Source organism: Streptococcus sp. 2106 (assembly GCF_013277315.1).
In the GTDB taxonomy this organism is placed as follows: domain Bacteria; phylum Bacillota; class Bacilli; order Lactobacillales; family Streptococcaceae; genus Streptococcus; species Streptococcus pseudopneumoniae.
Map to the genome: position 1 here is coordinate 1 of NZ_VMMS01000085.1, position 17,723 is coordinate 17,723.

At 39.3% G+C, this 17,723-nt stretch carries 19 protein-coding genes and 1 pseudogene; 3 read left to right on the forward strand and 17 right to left on the reverse strand.

Annotated elements, in window-relative coordinates; translation table 11 throughout:
• Positions 1-87 precede the first annotated feature (87 nt).
• From rbfA to HT723_RS09025, 15 genes and pseudogenes are all read right to left on the reverse strand, one after another.
• Entirely contained in the window at positions 88-438 is a 351-nt protein-coding gene (gene rbfA, locus HT723_RS08955) for a 30S ribosome-binding factor RbfA (protein WP_001273603.1), read from the reverse strand.
• 250 nt (positions 439-688) lie between these two features.
• Positions 689-3,574, reverse strand: a complete 2,886-nt coding sequence (infB, locus tag HT723_RS08960) for a translation initiation factor IF-2 (RefSeq protein ID WP_172935063.1) — start codon at positions 3,572-3,574, stop codon at positions 689-691.
• A gap of 16 nt (positions 3,575-3,590) precedes the next feature.
• Positions 3,591-3,890 carry a YlxQ-related RNA-binding protein gene (locus HT723_RS08965; RefSeq protein WP_001041390.1) on the reverse strand — a complete coding sequence of 100 codons (300 nt, stop codon included), beginning with the start codon at positions 3,888-3,890 and terminating at the stop codon, positions 3,591-3,593.
• Positions 3,883-4,176: a YlxR family protein gene (locus HT723_RS08970; RefSeq protein ID WP_000857562.1), complete on the reverse strand. Its 294-nt coding sequence runs from the start codon at positions 4,174-4,176 to the stop codon at positions 3,883-3,885. The genes HT723_RS08965 and HT723_RS08970 overlap by 8 nt, the downstream gene beginning before the upstream one ends.
• A 21-nt stretch (positions 4,177-4,197) precedes the next feature.
• Positions 4,198-5,334, reverse strand: a complete 1,137-nt coding sequence (nusA, locus tag HT723_RS08975) for a transcription termination factor NusA (protein WP_000032273.1) — start codon at positions 5,332-5,334, stop codon at positions 4,198-4,200.
• A gap of 43 nt (positions 5,335-5,377) precedes the next feature.
• A complete protein-coding gene (gene rimP / locus HT723_RS08980; protein ID WP_001808916.1) occupies positions 5,378-5,857 on the reverse strand; it encodes a ribosome maturation factor RimP in 480 nt (159 codons plus the stop codon).
• Positions 5,858-5,982: 125 nt separating this feature from the next.
• The gene (gene trmB, locus HT723_RS08985; RefSeq protein ID WP_016397843.1) at positions 5,983-6,618 is read right to left on the reverse strand and encodes a tRNA (guanosine(46)-N7)-methyltransferase TrmB; all 636 of its coding nucleotides are present in this window, start codon (positions 6,616-6,618) and stop codon (positions 5,983-5,985) included.
• On the reverse strand, positions 6,615-7,409 hold the full coding sequence (locus HT723_RS08990) for a phosphotransferase family protein (RefSeq protein ID WP_050222914.1): 795 nt from the start codon (positions 7,407-7,409) through the stop codon (positions 6,615-6,617). Before HT723_RS08990 ends, trmB begins: the two co-directional genes overlap by 4 nt.
• A gap of 157 nt (positions 7,410-7,566) precedes the next feature.
• A complete protein-coding gene (locus HT723_RS08995; RefSeq protein ID WP_172935064.1) occupies positions 7,567-8,178 on the reverse strand; it encodes a type II CAAX endopeptidase family protein in 612 nt (203 codons plus the stop codon).
• A 26-nt stretch (positions 8,179-8,204) separates the two neighbouring features.
• Positions 8,205-8,453 carry an immunity protein BlpZ gene (gene blpZ / locus HT723_RS09000; protein WP_049502002.1) on the reverse strand — a complete coding sequence of 83 codons (249 nt, stop codon included), beginning with the start codon at positions 8,451-8,453 and terminating at the stop codon, positions 8,205-8,207.
• A gap of 41 nt (positions 8,454-8,494) precedes the next feature.
• On the reverse strand, positions 8,495-9,184 hold the full coding sequence (locus HT723_RS09005; protein ID WP_050222912.1) for a CPBP family intramembrane glutamic endopeptidase: 690 nt from the start codon (positions 9,182-9,184) through the stop codon (positions 8,495-8,497).
• A 31-nt stretch (positions 9,185-9,215) separates the two neighbouring features.
• Positions 9,216-9,449, reverse strand: coding sequence for a ComC/BlpC family leader-containing pheromone/bacteriocin (locus HT723_RS11965; protein ID WP_050222911.1), 234 nt, complete (start codon positions 9,447-9,449; stop codon positions 9,216-9,218).
• Positions 9,450-9,712: 263 nt separating this feature from the next.
• Positions 9,713-10,750, reverse strand: coding sequence for a thioredoxin domain-containing protein (locus HT723_RS09015; RefSeq protein WP_172935065.1), 1,038 nt, complete (start codon positions 10,748-10,750; stop codon positions 9,713-9,715).
• A 165-nt stretch (positions 10,751-10,915) separates the two neighbouring features.
• Positions 10,916-11,192: pseudogene (locus HT723_RS09020) on the reverse strand (immunity protein); the annotation flags it as partial.
• A gap of 144 nt (positions 11,193-11,336) precedes the next feature.
• Positions 11,337-11,567 carry a bacteriocin class II family protein gene (locus HT723_RS09025; RefSeq protein WP_172928303.1) on the reverse strand — a complete coding sequence of 77 codons (231 nt, stop codon included), beginning with the start codon at positions 11,565-11,567 and terminating at the stop codon, positions 11,337-11,339.
• 281 nt (positions 11,568-11,848) lie between these two features.
• Between HT723_RS09025 and blpA the strand changes: the two genes are divergently transcribed.
• From blpA to blpC, 3 genes are read left to right on the forward strand one after another with little or no spacing between them, the layout of a single operon-like run.
• Positions 11,849-14,002, forward strand: a complete 2,154-nt coding sequence (gene blpA, locus HT723_RS09030; protein WP_172928306.1) for a peptide cleavage/export ABC transporter BlpA — start codon at positions 11,849-11,851, stop codon at positions 14,000-14,002.
• A 10-nt stretch (positions 14,003-14,012) separates the two neighbouring features.
• Positions 14,013-15,374: a bacteriocin secretion accessory protein gene (locus tag HT723_RS09035; protein ID WP_172928308.1), complete on the forward strand. Its 1,362-nt coding sequence runs from the start codon at positions 14,013-14,015 to the stop codon at positions 15,372-15,374.
• Positions 15,375-15,430: 56 nt separating this feature from the next.
• Positions 15,431-15,586, forward strand: a complete 156-nt coding sequence (gene blpC, locus HT723_RS09040) for a quorum-sensing system pheromone BlpC (protein WP_172928310.1) — start codon at positions 15,431-15,433, stop codon at positions 15,584-15,586.
• A gap of 42 nt (positions 15,587-15,628) precedes the next feature.
• Here blpC and HT723_RS09045 read toward each other — a convergent pair whose 3' ends face one another.
• Positions 15,629-16,969, reverse strand: a complete 1,341-nt coding sequence (locus tag HT723_RS09045; RefSeq protein WP_172928312.1) for a sensor histidine kinase — start codon at positions 16,967-16,969, stop codon at positions 15,629-15,631.
• A gap of 4 nt (positions 16,970-16,973) precedes the next feature.
• A complete protein-coding gene (locus tag HT723_RS09050; RefSeq protein WP_172928314.1) occupies positions 16,974-17,720 on the reverse strand; it encodes a LytTR family DNA-binding domain-containing protein in 747 nt (248 codons plus the stop codon).
• Between the last annotated feature and the right edge of the window lie 3 nt (positions 17,721-17,723).

Here is a 17,723-nt window from a genome sequence, read left to right on the forward strand (position 1 = left end):
TTTTCATTGAGTATAAGTCTAGAAAGATTCCCCCATCATGTTTTATTGCCTTTTTCTCCACCAAAAAAGAGGGGCAACCCCTCTTTCTTAGTTCTTATCCAGATTGCGTAGCATCTCGTCAATCTTGTTTCCATACTCGATGGACTCGTCTTTGACGAAGGTCAAATCTGGGATTTTGTACAATTTCAAATTGCGACCAAGTTCACGTTTGATGGTACCAGTTGCTTTTTCAAGCCCGATTTGGACTTTTTGGTTATCCGAAGCAAGGTTACTCAAAATGGTGTAATAAACCTTGGCAACAGACAAGTCACCCAGCATCTGAACATCTGTGATGGTCACACCTTGGACACGTGGATCACGGACTTTCTTTTGCAAAATCTCATTGACTTCACGCTTGATTTCCATGCCCACACGATCTGTACGGAAATGATTTGCCATGATATTCCTTTCTCTACTTTGAACCAAAAGCTAGGCCAGCAGACCTAGCTATTTTAAACTTCTTGATTTTCAGTTTAAATTGAAACGAAGTTCAATTTGAAGTCATCTGCTTCTTTCGCCGTGGTGAAAGTGATGGAACTGATTTATCAGTCCCATCACAGGGGATTTTTGAGACCCTAGGCTCAAAAATAAGCAATGAAACCATCGGTTTGCTTGCGTCCCTCACCACCTAAGAAAGGAGCAAAAAATCTTATCTCTTGATTTCTTCCATGACATAGGCCTCAATCACATCATCCATCTTAATATCATTGTAGCCGTCGATCATCAATCCACCTTCACGGCCATTTGTAACTTCCTTAACGTCGTCTTTATAGTGTTTCAAGCTTGCGAGTTCACCATCATAGATAACGACACCATCACGGATAACACGGACTTTAGAGTCACGGGCAACCTTACCGTTGATAACCATAAATCCACCGATAGTTCCCACTTTAGACACCTTGAAGGTTTCACGGATAACCGCTTCACCAATAACTTTTTCTTCGAATTCTGGATCAAGCATCCCTTTCATGGCTTCTTCCATCTCTTCGATAACCTTATAGATAATGCTGTGGAGACGAATTTCCACATCGTCAGCTTCAGCTTGTTGACGAGCTTGTGGTGTAGGGCGTACGTTGAAACCAACGATAAAGGCATTTGAAGCTTCGGCAAGGGTCACGTCTGATTCGTTGATGGCACCGACCGCTGAGTGAACGATGGTCACTTTGACACCTTCCACGTCGATCTTTTGAAGTGAGGCAGAAAGGGCTTCAACAGAACCTTGTACATCGGCCTTGATGATCACGTTAACTGATTTGAGTTCACCAGCTTTAAGGGTATCAAAGAGGTTTTCAAGGCTGACACGTTGAGTAGCTTGACGTTGTTTCATGAGGGCACGTTTGGCACGCTCTTCACCTGCTGCACGCGCAGATTTTTCATCTTCGTAAACAGCAAAGTGGTCACCAGCCATTGGCGCTTCGTTCAAACCTGTGATAGAAACTGGTGTTGATGGTCCAGCAACTTTAACACGACGACCAAGGTCGTTGGTCATAGCACGGACACGACCGAAGGTATTTCCGACAACGATTGGGTCTTGAACATTCAAGGTACCTTGTTGAACAAGAAGGGTTGCGACCGCACCTTTTCCTTTATCCAAGCGAGCTTCGATAACTGTACCGATTGCACGCACTGTTGGGTCTGCCTTGAGTTCTTGAATTTCAGCCACAAGCAGGACTGTTTCCAACAATTCTTCGATATTTTGGTTGAATTTAGCTGAGATTTCAACAAATTCAGAATCTCCACCCCAAGCAGTTGACATAACTCCATGCTCTGCCAATTCACCGATAACGCGTTCTGGGTTAGCACCTGGTTTATCAATCTTGTTGATGGCTACGATGATTGGAACGTTGGCCGCTTTTGAGTGGTTGATGGCTTCGATAGTCTGAGGCATAACCCCGTCATCTGCCGCTACGACCAAGATCGTAATATCGGTAACAGAAGCACCACGCGCACGCATAGATGTAAAGGCCGCGTGTCCTGGTGTATCAAGGAAGGTAATCTTCTTACCATTTTCCACAATTTGGTAGGCACCGATATGCTGAGTGATACCACCTGCTTCACCTGTCGCAACACGAGAGTTACGAAGGGTATCTAGGAGAGTTGTTTTACCATGGTCAACGTGTCCCATGATAGTTACAACTGGTGGACGCTCAACCAATTCATCTTCATTGAGATAACCATCTTCGACAAAGAAACGTTCGATGTCGGCATTATCCACTTCAACCTTTTGTTTGGCTTCGATACCGTAATCCACCATGAGGAGTTCAATGGTTTCCCCATCCAAAGATTGGTTTTGTGTGGCCATGACCCCCATCATAAAGAGTTTCTTAACGATTTCAGCTGGTTCACGTTTGATACGTTTTGCGATTTCCGCAACGGTCATACCATCTGTATATTCAAATTCTGTTGGCAATTCATGGAATTTACGCTCTGTAACAGGTTTTGGAGTCTGATTACGATTGTTCTTGTTATTGCCTTTTTTGTTCTTCTTGTTGTTATTCCAGTTACTATTCTTTTGATTTCTCACTTGATTTTGACTACTTCGATTCTTTTGTTGTTTTCTAGGACCATCTTCTTCATGATCATAATCGTCACGATTTTTGTCTGGTCGAGCTTGTTTTTTACGACGTGTATCTACTGCAGGTTCTTTTTTCTCAGGGACGACTTCAACCACTGCTTGAACTTGCTGTGCTTGTTGCGCTTGTTCAGCTAACTTAGCCGCTTCTTCAAAGATTTCCTCTGGTTCCTTGCGTTTGTTAGCTTGAGCCAAGGCTTCTTTAGCAGCCTGATACTGCTTGAAGCGTTCCTCGCTTGAACGTGCGTACTCTGCATTTTGCTCTGCTTTTAGGGCTGCTGCACGAGCTTTAAAGTCAATACGTGGAGCCGCTTGATTTGAACGCTTGTCCTCTTGTTGACGGCGCTCATTTCTACGATTTTGCTGACCTTGCTGTTTCTTAGCTTGGTCATTAAAGCGACGATTGTCGCGGTTGCCTTGAGCTTGTTTCCCACCATTACGACCGTCGTTTTTCTGACGGTTGCCGTTTTGTTGTTGGTCACGGTTATTGCCTTTATTTTGCTTGCGTCGTTCTGCCTGCTCTTTAGCACGTGCTTCACGCTCAGCCTTGAAATTACGACTTTGCGGTTTAGCCGCTACTTTTTCTGCCTTCGGAGCGACTGCCTCAGCTGGTTTTGCCTCTTCCTTGGCTACAGCTGGTTTTACTGGTTCAGACTTTTCGGCTTTCTTTTCTGCACTTGCTTTTGGGGCTGCAGGTTTTACCTCTTCCTTAGCTACAGCTGGTTTAGCTGGCTCAGATTTTTCGGCTTTCTTTTCTGTACTTGCTTTTGGTGCTGCAGGTTTTGCTTCTGCTTTCGGAGCAGCTGCAGGCTTAAAGCTGGCAGCGATTTTTGCAGCGACAGCTTCTTCCACACTTGATGAGTGGCTTTTCACATCCAAGCCCAACTCTTTTGCACGCGCTACAACTTCTTTACTTTCTTTTCCAAGTTCTTTTGCGATTTCGTACAATCTTTTCTTAGACAAATCATGTCCTCCTCTTCTATTCCATAAGAGACCTCATTTTCTTTGTAAATCCAGCATCTGTTACAGCCAAAACCTTTCTCGATTTCCCGACTGCTATGCTTAATTCCAGTGTTGAAAACACGGTTACAATTTCTACTTGATAATAATGACTTTTATCTTGAATCTTCTTGGTCAGATTGGGTCCAGCATCATGGGCTAGAAAGACCAACTTGGCCTTACCGTCTTGAATGGCCTTGACCACCAATTCTTCACCCGATATAATCCGCCCTGCTCTCTGAGCAAGTCCCAAGAGATTGCTTATCTTTTGCTTATTCAAGTCCTAACTCTCTTCTTTTCACTTTGTGATCCACATAAGCGATCAACTCGTCATAAAAGCTTTCTTCCACTTCCATGCTAAAGCTACGGTTAAAGACCTTCTTCTTTTTCGCCTCTAGGGCTTCTGCATTGTCTAGTTTGATATAAGCACCACGGCCATTGGCCTTGCCTGTCGGATCGATAAAGACTTGTCCTTCCTTGTTCTTGACAATGCGGAGCAAATCACGCTTATCAATCACTTCATTGGACACGACAGACTTGCGCAAAGGGATTTTTCTCGTTTTCATCTTTCCCTCCTCTAGCAGCTTTTATTCTTCTACAGTATCGTTTTCTACTTCCAACTCTACTGAAGCAGCGTCTTCCATGGCTTCAAATTCGCTAGCAGATTTGATATCGATACGGTAACCAGTCAAGTGAGCCGCCAAGCGCACGTTTTGTCCACGACGACCAATAGCAAGAGAAAGCTTGTTATCTGGAACAACCACCAAGGCACGTTTGCTGTCGTTTTCATCAAAGATAACTTGGTCAACTTCAGCAGGAGCGATAGCATTGTAGATAAATTCAGCTGGATCTGCTACCCACTCGATAACGTCGATGTTTTCTTCGATTGGTACCATGCGGTCATTCTTAGCATCGTAGCGAGCTGGGTGGAATTTGCTAGTAATCTTCTTGATATTAGCACCACCACGTCCAACGATTGTACCGATAGCATCCACGTTTGGATTGTGGCTACGAACGGCAACCTTGGTACGGTCACCAGCTTCACGAGCCACGCTCATGATTTCAACAGTTCCGTCATAGACCTCAGGAATTTCTTGCTCCATCAAGCGTTTGATCATTTCTGGATGGCTACGGCTAACAAAGACATTGACACCGCGAGGGTTATCTTCAACCTTGTAGACATAAACTTCAATACGATCATGAGAAGCAAAAACTTCTCCAGGGATTTGGTCTTGTTTTGACAATTGGGCTTCGATGCTGCCAAGGTTGACATAGATGAAGCGGTTGTCAAAGCGTTCTACAGTACCAGACATGATTTCTTGTTCATGCTCTTTGTAAGTATTGTAAGTGATGGCACGTGTTTGCTTGCGCATTTTTTCCATGATAGTTTGTTTGGCAGATTGGGCTGCTACACGACCAAACTCAGCAGGCGCTTCTTCAAACTTGATTTTATCACCAAGTTCATAGGCTGAATTGATGGCAAGAGCATCTTTCAAGCTGATTTCCAAACGGCTATCAAATACTTCATCAACAACTTCACGGACAGTGTAAACGGTAAAGTCACCTGTTTTTTCGTTAAAGTCAATGGCTACGCTGTCTGATTGACCATAGCGTCTGCGATAAGCGGAACGAAGCGACTCTACTACTGCGTCGATGATATCTTCTTTTTTGATTCCCTTGTCTTCTTCCAAAATGCGGAAGGCCTCTAGCATTTCTTTACTCATGTTTTCTTCACTTTTGAATCCTCAAAAGCTATCCTTTCTTTTTCTATAATTTAACTGCTAAACGTGCTTTTGATACTAAACTGTATGGAATTTGGACAGTTTTCTTACGTGTCTTGTCCATATATTCCATAGTCAACTCGTCCTCTTCGAAGGCCAACAAGGTTCCTTCAAAGACCTTTTGCTTATCGATGGCTTGGTAGAGCCCGACATGGATGTATTTCCCAACCGCTCCAGCAACAGCATCCTTGGTTTTCAAAGGACGTTCCAAGCCTGGACTGGTGATTTCTAGGAAATATTGTTCTGGGAAGGGATCTGGCTTGATGGTGTCTAGGACAGGACTGATCATTTCTGTCAAGTCTGCCGTGTCGTTCAAGGTAATTCCTTCAGGTTTATCTACAAAAATACTGAGAATCATGTCACTGCCAATCTTTCCATACTCGATATCCACGAGTTCGAAAGGAGCTTCTATGACAGGTTCTACAACTTCTCTGACTAATTCTACGATTGTTGCGATTGCGTCCACCTCCTCATAAGCAAGAGGCGAAGATATTTCCCCGCCTCACTTTTCATATTCTTACTATCAGTATAGCACGTTTGCCAACTTATGTAAAGCAAAAGCACTTGTACAGCCTAATTTTAGGCTATCTCTTAAAATTCTGCCTCAACTCGGTAGATAACTTGCCCCTTGTTTGAGAATTTTTGCTCGTATTCTGTCATGACATTGCCTTCAAAATCACTGGCATGCAAATCTAGCCAGACACCATTGAGCTTCATGCCATATTGAGAAAAGCTCACTAAACTGTACTCAAACAAGCCACGGTTATCCGTCTTGAAATGAATTTCTCCATTTTCAGGCAAGATACGTTTGAAGGTATCCAAAAAGGTCTTGTAGGTCAAACGACGCTTTTCATGGCGTTTTTTCGGCCATGGATCTGAAAAGTTCAGATACAAGCGATCAATCTCACCGTCTTCAAAGTAGTCAGTCAAGTCAGAACCATCTACCCACAAGAGCTTGATGTTAGGCACTCCAACTTCAAGCACCTTGTCCAAAGCGTAGCTCAAAACAGACTTTTGAATATCAATCCCGATATAGTTGATGTCAGGGTTTTTCTTGGCCATACCTGAAACAAAGGCACCCTTTCCACTTCCAACTTCCACATGAATGGGATTATCATTGCCAAACAAGTCCCGCCATTTTGCCTTGGCTTCCAAGGGATTGAGGACCACATACTGGGGATTTGCCTCTAGTAATTCTGTTGCCCCTTTACGATTTCTAACTCTCATCTTCTCTTTCCATACTTGTCTCGGAAGTGACGCAAGCCATGGATCTCCCGATTGACATTTTCTAAATCTTGGTTCATATAATACTTGGAAATCTGGCTCAAATAAGACAATTGACCGTACCAATACAATTTACTTAATACCGTTTGATTATACTTGTAACCGTAGTAGGTCAACCATTCCTTCCACTGATGTTCTGGAATATAATGGCAGAGCATATGGGCCACATCAAACATGCGGTCGGTCAAGCGAACCGAATCCCAATCCACCAAATAAATCAAGCCACTGTCTGTCTCAATCCAATTACTATGTCGTACATCTCCATGGACAATGGTCGCATAGTCCTCTCTAAATCCTGGAATAGTCTGACGTAAATCAGCCATCACTTCACTGATAAAATGATTTTTACGCAAAGTATCTGGAGCAGTTTCCTGCCAAGACTGTAGTAAATCTACAGGTGTTTCCATGGCATATCCCAACCGACTCAACTGTGTCATCAAAGGACGTGAGCGATGAAGGCGGGTTAAAATATTGACGATTTGCTTACGATTCATATCATAGGGTGTCAATATCTTGCCTGTCAACCATTCTTGAGCACACATATCACGCCCATCTGCCAAACGGCGACTCCATAATAATTGTGGAGCAATTTGTTCTCTAGCTAGACCAGGTAGGATTGGAGAGGTGTTCATTTTTACAAAGATGCGCTTCCCATCAGGATAGCTACCCATATAAGCCTTGCCACTTTTCCCAGGTATGGGAGTCAGTGTTAGCTCATTATCACCCAAATCCATTTCTTTCCTCCGTATAAAGTTTCCTTACTATTCTACTAGTTTTTGCCCTATTCGTCAACCGCTCCACACCCGATTCTCAAAGAAAACTCAATTGGCTTGGGTATCATTATAGAAAGAAAAAGGTAAGCACCATCTCCTACTTACCTTTTCATAATTTTTATAAATAATATAAGAGTGGCCAAGCATTGTAAAACATGTGGACTAGAGTCGAAACCCATAAGTTTTGGCTCTTTTTATAAGCAAAGCCCAGCAACAAGCCCCCAAGTAGATAAAAAATAAACGAAGGGACATTAGAAGGTCCATGCATGAAAGAAAAGAGAGAGGAAGTTAGCACAAGCCCTAACCAAGAGTTGTCAAAAACCGCACCTTGAAGAAGTCCTCTGAAAATGAGTTCCTCCTGGATGGGGCCAAAAACTGAGGTAGTCAAAATCAAAGACAGGGAAATTCCTCTGCTGACTTCCGCCAAGTGTTGAACTCCTGCGCCAGAAGAAACAGCAAAGAAATGAATATAAACCAGCGTCTCAAGCACACTTAGAAGAAAGATTGCAATGAAAAGCAAAAGGTCTTTCTTGCTTAACATCCCAAAAGAAATCATTTCAAACTTTCTAGCATAAACAACACTCAGCGAGGTTACTAGAAGACTTACAATAATCAATTCAGATTCATTTTGAAAAAAATCCCCATGGTTAATCGTATAAGGAACTGTAATGACGATTAGTAGTACTAAAAATCCAAAGCACAAGGCATGAAATTTATCAAAAAACTCCATAAAACTATCCTCCTCAACAAACTTCCCTACAAGTCATCCTTTAGTTCTAGCCTTTCCAAAACAAACCATTTTAGTAACCAAAATCCGACTACATAACCAGCCCCTAAGAATATAGCCATTAAAGCTAGCATGGAATTTAGGGAATTAAAGACCACCGCAGATACAAAGGTTAGCACAAAAACATTAAAAGCAATGGTATCAGAAGCCAAGACTAGAATATAGGGCGTCAACCAGTCTAAGGTTTTGGAATCTAGGAAAAATAAGTGTTTATACATGATAATCTCCTCTATGGCTGAAAAGCAAGCCTTTTGTTTTTTTACCCCAAGACCCTATGTAAAAAAGTCAGCAAAAATGGTAATGTTGCGAAAATATTATTGATCACATGCACCGCATAGGAAGGATAAATGCTCTTGGTATAGCGGGTCAAACTAGCAAAGATGATGCCAGATGTTGCAAAGATGAAGATATCTAACAAACTAGGCAGGCTTGAAAAATGAGGAAGAGCAAATAAAATTGACGGAAGAAGCAAATCAAGGCCAAATCTCGAATGCTTAAAAAAGGCGTGTTGCAGTAATCCTCTATAGATTAGCTCTTCCATAAGTGGAGTCAGAAAGAACAAAGTTATATAGATACCTAGCTCAGCAAAGTTGGTCCCACTATAACCGATCAATACAGCCCAACCTTCAGCAGTTGACTGAACATGTTTAGCTGTCTGAACGTTAAAAGAGATCTGGAGCACTAGCACTAATACTGTCAAAATCGAATACCAAAGCCATTTTTTTCTTGGAATGTGAAAGAGATAACCATGACCTGTCTTAACCAGAATCCAAATCATGACTCCGCTAAATAGCAAACTCAAGAAATTTTGAATCCAGACGAAATTGCCAATCTGGGAAGAAAATTGCCAATAATTTTGAATAATAAGCGTCATCTGAGAAAGACCAAATACGAAAAATAAGTAAGAGAAAACTGCACTTATTTTGAAGACAAACTGATACTTTTTCATAGAAATTCTTCCTCATTTCTTGTATTTCAGCCTATATTCCACATAAATGAAAACCTGCTCCTATATAACCACGGTCATGATAACCGCGCGGGCAGTAACCACTTACTGGAAAAGGACCTGAATTTTTTAATATAGGAGGGTAAGAACCGAATGGACTTACCTGATTAGCGTACCCTCTATAAATATCAGATACATCCCCACCCTCTATACGAGCAAGCATTTCATTATCCATAACTGCAAATTGAGTCGTTGTTTTTGTTTCCATGAGGAATACCTCCTTTTTTATTTTTAATTTTAATTTTAATTTTAATTTTTGTCTTGTTGCAACTTTGACAAGTTTAGTATATCATCGTTTATTAATTTTTTTCATCCAAATCTTGAATTGTCATCGAAACGTCTTGAATTGTTAAAAAATTTAAAAAGCAAGCATTAAAAACATACTTGCCCTTTCACTCTTGTCTATAGGCAAATGTTAGCTATATGTTATTACAAACAAATAGTATCATTGCACCTGTTTACCATCTATTTTTATTTATGAATTTTTTGTTTCACTTTAATCATTACAGAAGCCATAAAAAACGCGACAGCCAGCCGAAGCAGTTGGTAACTTTCTTCCTCTCCTGTTTTCGGTAATAATTTTTCATTCGAAGTAATAGATTCGCTTACATAATCAGTCCTCTTAACATCAGTTGGAGGAGTTTTATTTTCTTGAGCAACATCAAAAATAGGTTTGGGAGTTTCCAATTGATTCTTATTGTCTAACATTGCTAAATTGTCAGATTGAGTAGTTTTAGCTTCAGAAGTTGAGTTTGTACTCTTCACTTTCCCACTATTTTCACTATTAGAATTGGGATTAACATTGGATATTTTCATTTCAGTTCTTTTTTCATCACTCATACCTTTGCTGTCGCTTACAACTTTATCACTAATACTCATGCTGTCATTTCTGGTTTTCTCATCACGGACACTTTCAGTTACTGTTTCCTCAGAAGATTTTACTGTCTCCGTTTGCTTAGGTGAGTTTCTCGAGTACATATAATCATACACCTGTTGTGCAGTTGCTCCGCCACCAACCCATCCAGATATCGGATGTCCATTTTTTAAATACAAAATTGTTGGTGTTCCTGGAATACCGACTTTTTTAAATAGAAACTCTCTCGCTTCCCCATCAAAATCCTTACCATCCAAATCATAATACTCTAACTTCTTTTCAATCAAGTTATTAAATTCTTTCAATTCAGGAGAAAATTGACGACAATGAGAGCAAGTTTTTCTACCAAAATAAATAGTATGTTCCAATTGATCCTCTGTAAAAGATTGACGAACAGCTTCAATATCTATCTTTTTAAAGTCCGTAACATTCTTCTCATACTCTTCTGGGGTTACAACAGAAGGTTTATGCTCCATCTTTTCCGTACCCGATTGTAAATCTGGCGCCACAAGAGAACTATCATTCGCCTGGATAGATGAAGTAGTAGGCTGTTCTTCTGCATATGCAAGACCTGCAGTAATAGATGCAAATACAAGTGGTACAAGTAATAGCGATTTTATCTTTTGTTTCTTCATAAGAATACTCCTTTACATTTGTTATCTTTATCTTACCTTATTTAAGATTACAAATTCATATAAATCTTAAATGGTCATCGAAACATCTTGAATTGCAAAAACTTCATTATAAAAGGGTAAGTATTGCGAAAACACTTACCCTTTTCTTTTATACTTCATTAAGCTCTACTTTTTATAATACTTCAAGCCCCAAATGAGCAGAAACATGACAATCAAGCAGAGAACAGCGCCAATATAAGCGATTAGTTGTTGATAGGATTCTCCTGCTGTAATACCTCTATACAAACAAATGATATACATAAAACCTGTCAAGCCGATGAACATGAGTTGATTGGTTCTAGGACTAACCAAATCATCATTTACTTCTATTTAAGATCATGTCTTTTATGCTAATGTATGTTAACACTAAAAAACAAGTTAGGCCAATAATATTCAAAATGAATAGCAATGGGGTTAAGTCTCTAAAAAAATTATCCACTGATATTATAATAAATACTAAAAATACTATAGTTGAAACTATCTTTTTCTTGTTCATAATTATTTACTCCATTCCAACTAAGTTCAGCTTAGTAATGAAGAGCGATTTTTAACAGTATTTAGCAGCACCAGCTGCCGCTCCGCCCCAAAAACCAACAGTAGCTCCAGATACAGTACCAATGATAGGTAGCGTTACAGTTCCTAAGGCGCTACCAGCAATTCCTGTAGTCAATGCCCCTCCAACTACACCAAGTCCACATCTTATCCAACCGCCACCTTCAACGCAAGTAAGCATATCAGCATCCATAATCTCAAATTGTTCCATCATTTTTGTATTCATGACAAATACTCCTTTTTTATTTTTAATTTTTGTCTTGTTGCAACTTTGACAAGTTTAGTATATCATTGTTTTTTAAAATTTTTCATCCAAATCTTGAATTGTCATCGAAACGTCTTAAATTAGCTTTTTTATTTAAAACCACCTCTAAATTTTTTTTAAAAGATAATTTCTAATCACTTTTTTACCATTCAGGAAGTTTCAATGACTATTCAAGATTTCATAAAATATGAACTTATTTTTATGGCATAATAGATCTATCCACTATATGAAAGGAATTGCCAATGACTTCTTATAAACGTACATTTGTTCCTCAAATAGATGCTAGAGACTGTGGTGTTGCTGCCTTAGCCTCGATTGCTAAATTCTATGGTTCAGATTTTTCTCTAGCTCACTTGAGAGAACTTGCAAAGACCAATAAAGAAGGAACGACTGCTCTTGGCATTGTAAAAGCCGCTGATGAAATGGGCTTTGAAACAAGACCTGTTCAAGCAGATAAAACGCTCTTTGACATGAGTGATGTCCCCTATCCATTTATCGTTCACGTTAACAAAGAAGGAAAACTCCAACATTACTATGTTGTCTATCAAACAAAGAAAGACTATCTGGTTATTGGTGATCCTGACCCTTCTGTAAAAATCACCAAAATGTCAAAAGAACGCTTTTTCTCTGAATGGACTGGAGTAGCTATTTTTCTAGCTCCCAAACCTAGCTATCAACCCCATAAAGATAAAAAGAATGGTCTACTAAGCTTCCTTCCTCTGATTTTCAAACAAAAATCTCTCATTGCTTACATTGTTCTCTCAAGCTTATTGATAACTATTATCAATATCGGTGGTTCTTATTATCTCCAAGGAATCTTGGATGAATACATCCCAAATCAGATGAAATCAACTTTAGGAATCATCTCAGTTGGTCTGGTTATCACCTATATCCTCCAACAAGTCATGAGCTTCTCCAGAGATTATCTCCTAACCGTTCTGAGTCAGAGATTAAGTATCGATGTGATTTTATCCTATATTCGCCATATTTTTGAACTTCCTATGTCTTTCTTTGCGACACGTCGTACAGGAGAAATCATTTCACGGTTCACAGATGCTAACTCTATTATAGATGCCTTGGCTTCTACCATTCTATCTCTTTTTCTGGATGTTTCCATTCTGATTCTTGTAGGGGGAGTCTTACTGGCACAAAACCCTAATCTCTTCCTTCTTTCTCTTATTTCCATTCCTATATACATGTTCATCATCTTTTCTTTTATGAAGCCTTTCGAAAAAATGAACCATGATGTCATGCAAAGTAATTCTATGGTTAGCTCTGCCATTATCGAAGATATCAACGGGATTGAAACTATCAAGTCGCTCACGAGTGAAGAAAATCGCTATCAAAATATAGACAGCGAATTTGTAGATTATTTGGAAAAATCCTTTAAGCTCAGTAAGTATTCTATTTTACAAACGAGTTTAAAGCAGGGAACAAAATTAGTTCTGAATATCCTTATCCTATGGTTTGGCGCTCAATTAGTCATGTCGAGTAAAATTTCTATCGGTCAGTTGATTACCTTTAACACACTTCTTTCTTACTTTACAACTCCTATGGAAAATATTATCAACCTCCAAACCAAACTCCAATCTGCGAAGGTTGCTAATAACCGTTTGAACGAAGTCTATCTAGTCGAATCTGAATTTCAAGTTCAAGAAAACCCTGTTCATTCACATTTTTTGATGGGCGATATTGAATTTGATGACCTTTCTTATAAGTATGGTTTTGGACGAGATACCTTAACAGATATTAATCTCACGATTAAACAAGGAGATAAGGTTAGCCTAGTTGGAGTCAGTGGTTCTGGTAAAACAACTTTAGCCAAAATGATTGTCAATTTCTTTGAACCCTACAAAGGACATATTTCCATCAATCATCAGGATATTAAAAACATTGATAAAAAAATCTTGCGCCGTCATATCAATTACCTACCCCAACAAGCCTATATCTTTAATGGCTCTATCTTGGAAAATTTAACCTTGGGCGGTAATAATATGATTAGCCAAGAAGATATTCTAAGAGCTTGTGAATTAGCTGAAATCCGTCAAGACATTGAAAGAATGCCTATGGGCTATCAAACTCAGCTCTCTGATGGAGCTGGTCTATCAGGAGGACAAAAGCAACGAATAGCCCTCGCTCGTGCTCTTTTAACTAAAGCTCCTGTTTTAATACTAGATGAAGCTACTAGCGGTCTTGATGTCTTGACTGAGAAAAAAGTTATAGATAATCTTATGTCCCTCACTGATAAAACCATTCTCTTTGTAGCCCATCGTCTCAGTATAGCCGAACGAACCAACCGTGTCATTGTTCTTGACCAGGGGAAAATCATTGAAGTTGGTAGTCACCAAGAGTTAATGCAGGCGCAAGGTTTCTACCATCATCTATTCAATAAATAAGGAGAATGTCATGAATCCTAATCTTTTTAGAAGCGTCGAGTTTTATCAGAGACGTTACCATAACTATGCGACAATGTTAATTATACCTCTTTCATTACTATTTACTTTCATCTTGATTTTCTCCCTTGTTGCCACAAAAGAAATTACTGTTACTTCCCAAGGAGAAATCGCCCCTACAAGTGTCATTGCCTCCATTCAGTCAACCAGTGATAATCCTATCCTAGCTAATCATTTAGTGGCAAATCAAGTAGTTGAAAAAGGGGACTTACTCATCAAATACTCTGAAACAATGGAAGAAAGTCAGAAAACTGCCTTAGAAACTCAATTACAAAGACTTGAGAAGCAAAAAGAAGGACTTGGAATTTTGAAACAAAGCTTAGAAAAAGCGACTGATCTTTTTTCTGGCGAGGATGAATTTGGCTACCATAATACCTTTATGAATTTTACTAAACAAGCTCATGATATTGAACTAGGTATCACAAAGACTAACACCGAAGTTTCAAATCAAGCTAATCTTGCCAATAGCAGTTCATCAGCCATCGAACAAGAAATTACAAAAGTTCAACAACAAATTGGAGAATATCAAGAGTTGAGAGATGCTATCATAAATAAAAGGGCTCGCTTACCAACTGGCAATCCGCACCAGTCAATTTTGAATCGTTATCTTGTAGCCTCACAAGGACAAACACAAGGAACTGCAGAGGAGCCATTTTTATCTCAAATTAATCAAAGTATTGCAGGTCTTGAATCATCTATCGCAAGCCTCAAAATTCAGCAAGCTGGTATCGGAAGTGTAGCAACTTATGATAATAGTTTAGCAACCAAAATTGAAGTACTCCGTACTCAATTTTTACAAACAGCTTCTCAGCAACAACTAACCGTGGAGAATCAATTAACAGAATTAAAAGTACAACTAGATCAAGCGACACAGCGCTTAGAAAACAATACCTTAACCGCTCCAAGTAAAGGTATCGTTCATCTGAACAGCGAATTTGAAGGTAAAAATAGAATTCCAACTGGTACAGAAATTGCTCAAATATTCCCTGTCATCACAGATACAAGAGAAGTACTAATCACTTACTACGTATCTTCTGACTATCTACCTCTACTAGATAAAGGACAAACTGTAAGATTAAAACTGGAGAAGATTGGAAATCACGGCACCACCATCATCGGCCAACTTCAGACAATTGATCAAACTCCTACCAGAACAGAGCAAGGCAATCTCTTTAAACTAAGCGCTCTTGCAAAACTATCTAATGAGGATAGTAAAATCATCCAATATGGCTTACAAGGTCGCGTCACTAGTGTAACTGCAAAGAAAACATATTTTGATTATTTCAAAGATAAAATTTTAACCCATTCTGATTAATTTTCAGATAACACTCTATAACTATTTATTATCTTATAAAACAGGAGAATCATAACATGGATAAGAAACAAAACCTAACTTCATTTCAAGAACTAACAACTACCGAACTCAACCAGATTACAGGTGGAGGATGGTGGGAAGAGCTTTTATATAACATTCGTAGATATCCTCTTCACATCACACAAGGATTTCATCAGCCAATACAACTATAAAAAAACAAGACCAAGAGAACGTACTCTCGGTCTTATTTTTTATCATGCTGTATGTATCACAGTAAGCATCTGACGAAAAACTTGATTTTGACAGGTGGTATTGAGACTAGCATTAGGATAACTTTCCACAATTTTCATAACGGTATAGAGACCAACTCCTCTTTCCTCCCCTTTAGAACTTGCTCCAAAGGAGAAGATTTCAGAAATATCGATGCTCTCTTCTTTGATGGAGTTTTCAATGATAAAGGTCTCCTGTGCCCCATTTTTAAAAAAAGCGATTGAAACATGAGGTTGACTAGCCTCTATACTAGCTTCAATAGCGTTGTCACAAAGGATAGACACAATGGTTAGAAAATCAAGCAGGCTCATCCCCTCAACCTGAATCTCCTCAGGAACTTCAACATTAAAAACAATGTTCTTTTCTCTAGCTTTTATAAATTTTCCAGCTAGGAGACTCTTGAGGGCACGGTCCCGAACATTCACCAATCGTCCAAGGTCATATTTATTGTCCTGCAATTTTTCACTAGAATCCTTTAAGACCGAGTCGTAGACCTCTTTTATCTGCTCCATATCCTCCTCTTCAACGCCCAGACGTAAGCTGGTCAAGAGGTTGGTGTAGTCATGGCGAAAACTCCGTACTTCCTTGTAAAGTTCCTCTATATGCCGACTATAGCGTTCCATATCTCTGTAGCGCAAGGTCTGCTCTTGGTTCAGTTTCTTCTGAAGTTTTTGTTTCAAATAGGTATCCAATTTCTTGATAACCCCCATAAAAAAGAGCAGGTAAAACACCAGAATAAGATGACGAACAGTCTTTGATTGGATATCGTATGCATATTCAAAGTAAGACAGATTTTCCATGACTAGAAAGTAGGCCCCCATTATCCAGTTAATCTTAGTAAGGGACTTTTGAAATGCTTTATCGAGAATCTCCTTTCTCAAACTAGTAAAATCATAATCCAACCATTTCAAAAAGGCTAGAGAAATGAAGAAATTGAAAATTATTATACACAACCAAATCAAAGAGTAATCATCATGTAATTGCCCTTGTCCCAAAAATGGAAGCACAAAATAAGAAAGACCTCTATAAAAGAGATTCACCAATATCATTGGAAAGAGACCATAAAAGAAAAGGAGTTTTTTAGGAAGCCCTTTTAATAATAAGAAAGATAAGCCGATGCCGTACAAGGGGTCCACAAAATAAGATAGGTAATTATTTCCTACTATATAGCTAATCGTTACAAAAGCAACTGCCAACAGTATCTTAAAAAGAAAGGACTTAAAAACTCGCTCCAAAGTGAGAGCAATTCCATCTACCTTAAAAAATATAAACAACTCCAATCCAGATACCAAAAATGTATAAACTATTTTCCAAACTATTTCCATTCCATCACCTCACTAAGTGTAAGTTATTGATAGCCTCAGACACTTCCCTGACCTTATAACGCGCGATTAGACAACTTCCACCATTGGGAAAGAAAAGCAGTTTTTCTTTCTTATCCAAATGTATCACATTGGCTGGATTGATGAGAAAAGAGCGATGACACTGCAGGAGACGAGGCTCCTGCTTGAGAATCTCCTCTAAACTCGCTGTAAATTCCAGTCTGTCCGTCTCGGTATAGAGAATGACATGATGAGATTTTGGGGACGTTTCGAGATAGTAAACTTCTTTAAAAGGATACTGGAATTGAGCAAATCTTGATTTAAAATAAAAGCAATCTTCCGCCAGACTCTTACTGTCTTGACTACTGGCATAGAGAAGGGCTGTCTCAATACGAGATTCAAACTCCTCTGCTGACAAGGCCTTATCAATATAGTCTAAAGCTGACACTTGGTAGCGAAAGGACAGGGGCATAAACTCCGAGTGAGTCGTCACAAAGACAATCAGGGCATAAGGATCCCGATCCCGAATCTTTCTAGCCACTTCCAGCCCCTTCATCTCTTCATTTCGAATCTCAATATCCAAAAAGAATAGCTGATGTGCGCCCTTCTCATGCACTCCAGCCAGCAGTTGATCTGGCTTGCCAAAGATCTCAAAAGAGCTAGGAATGATCTGATGTTCTTTCAAGAGTTTCTCAATCGTCGTTTCAATCCTAGTCTGCTGGGAAAAATCATCTTCCAAAACAAATATTCTCATCTT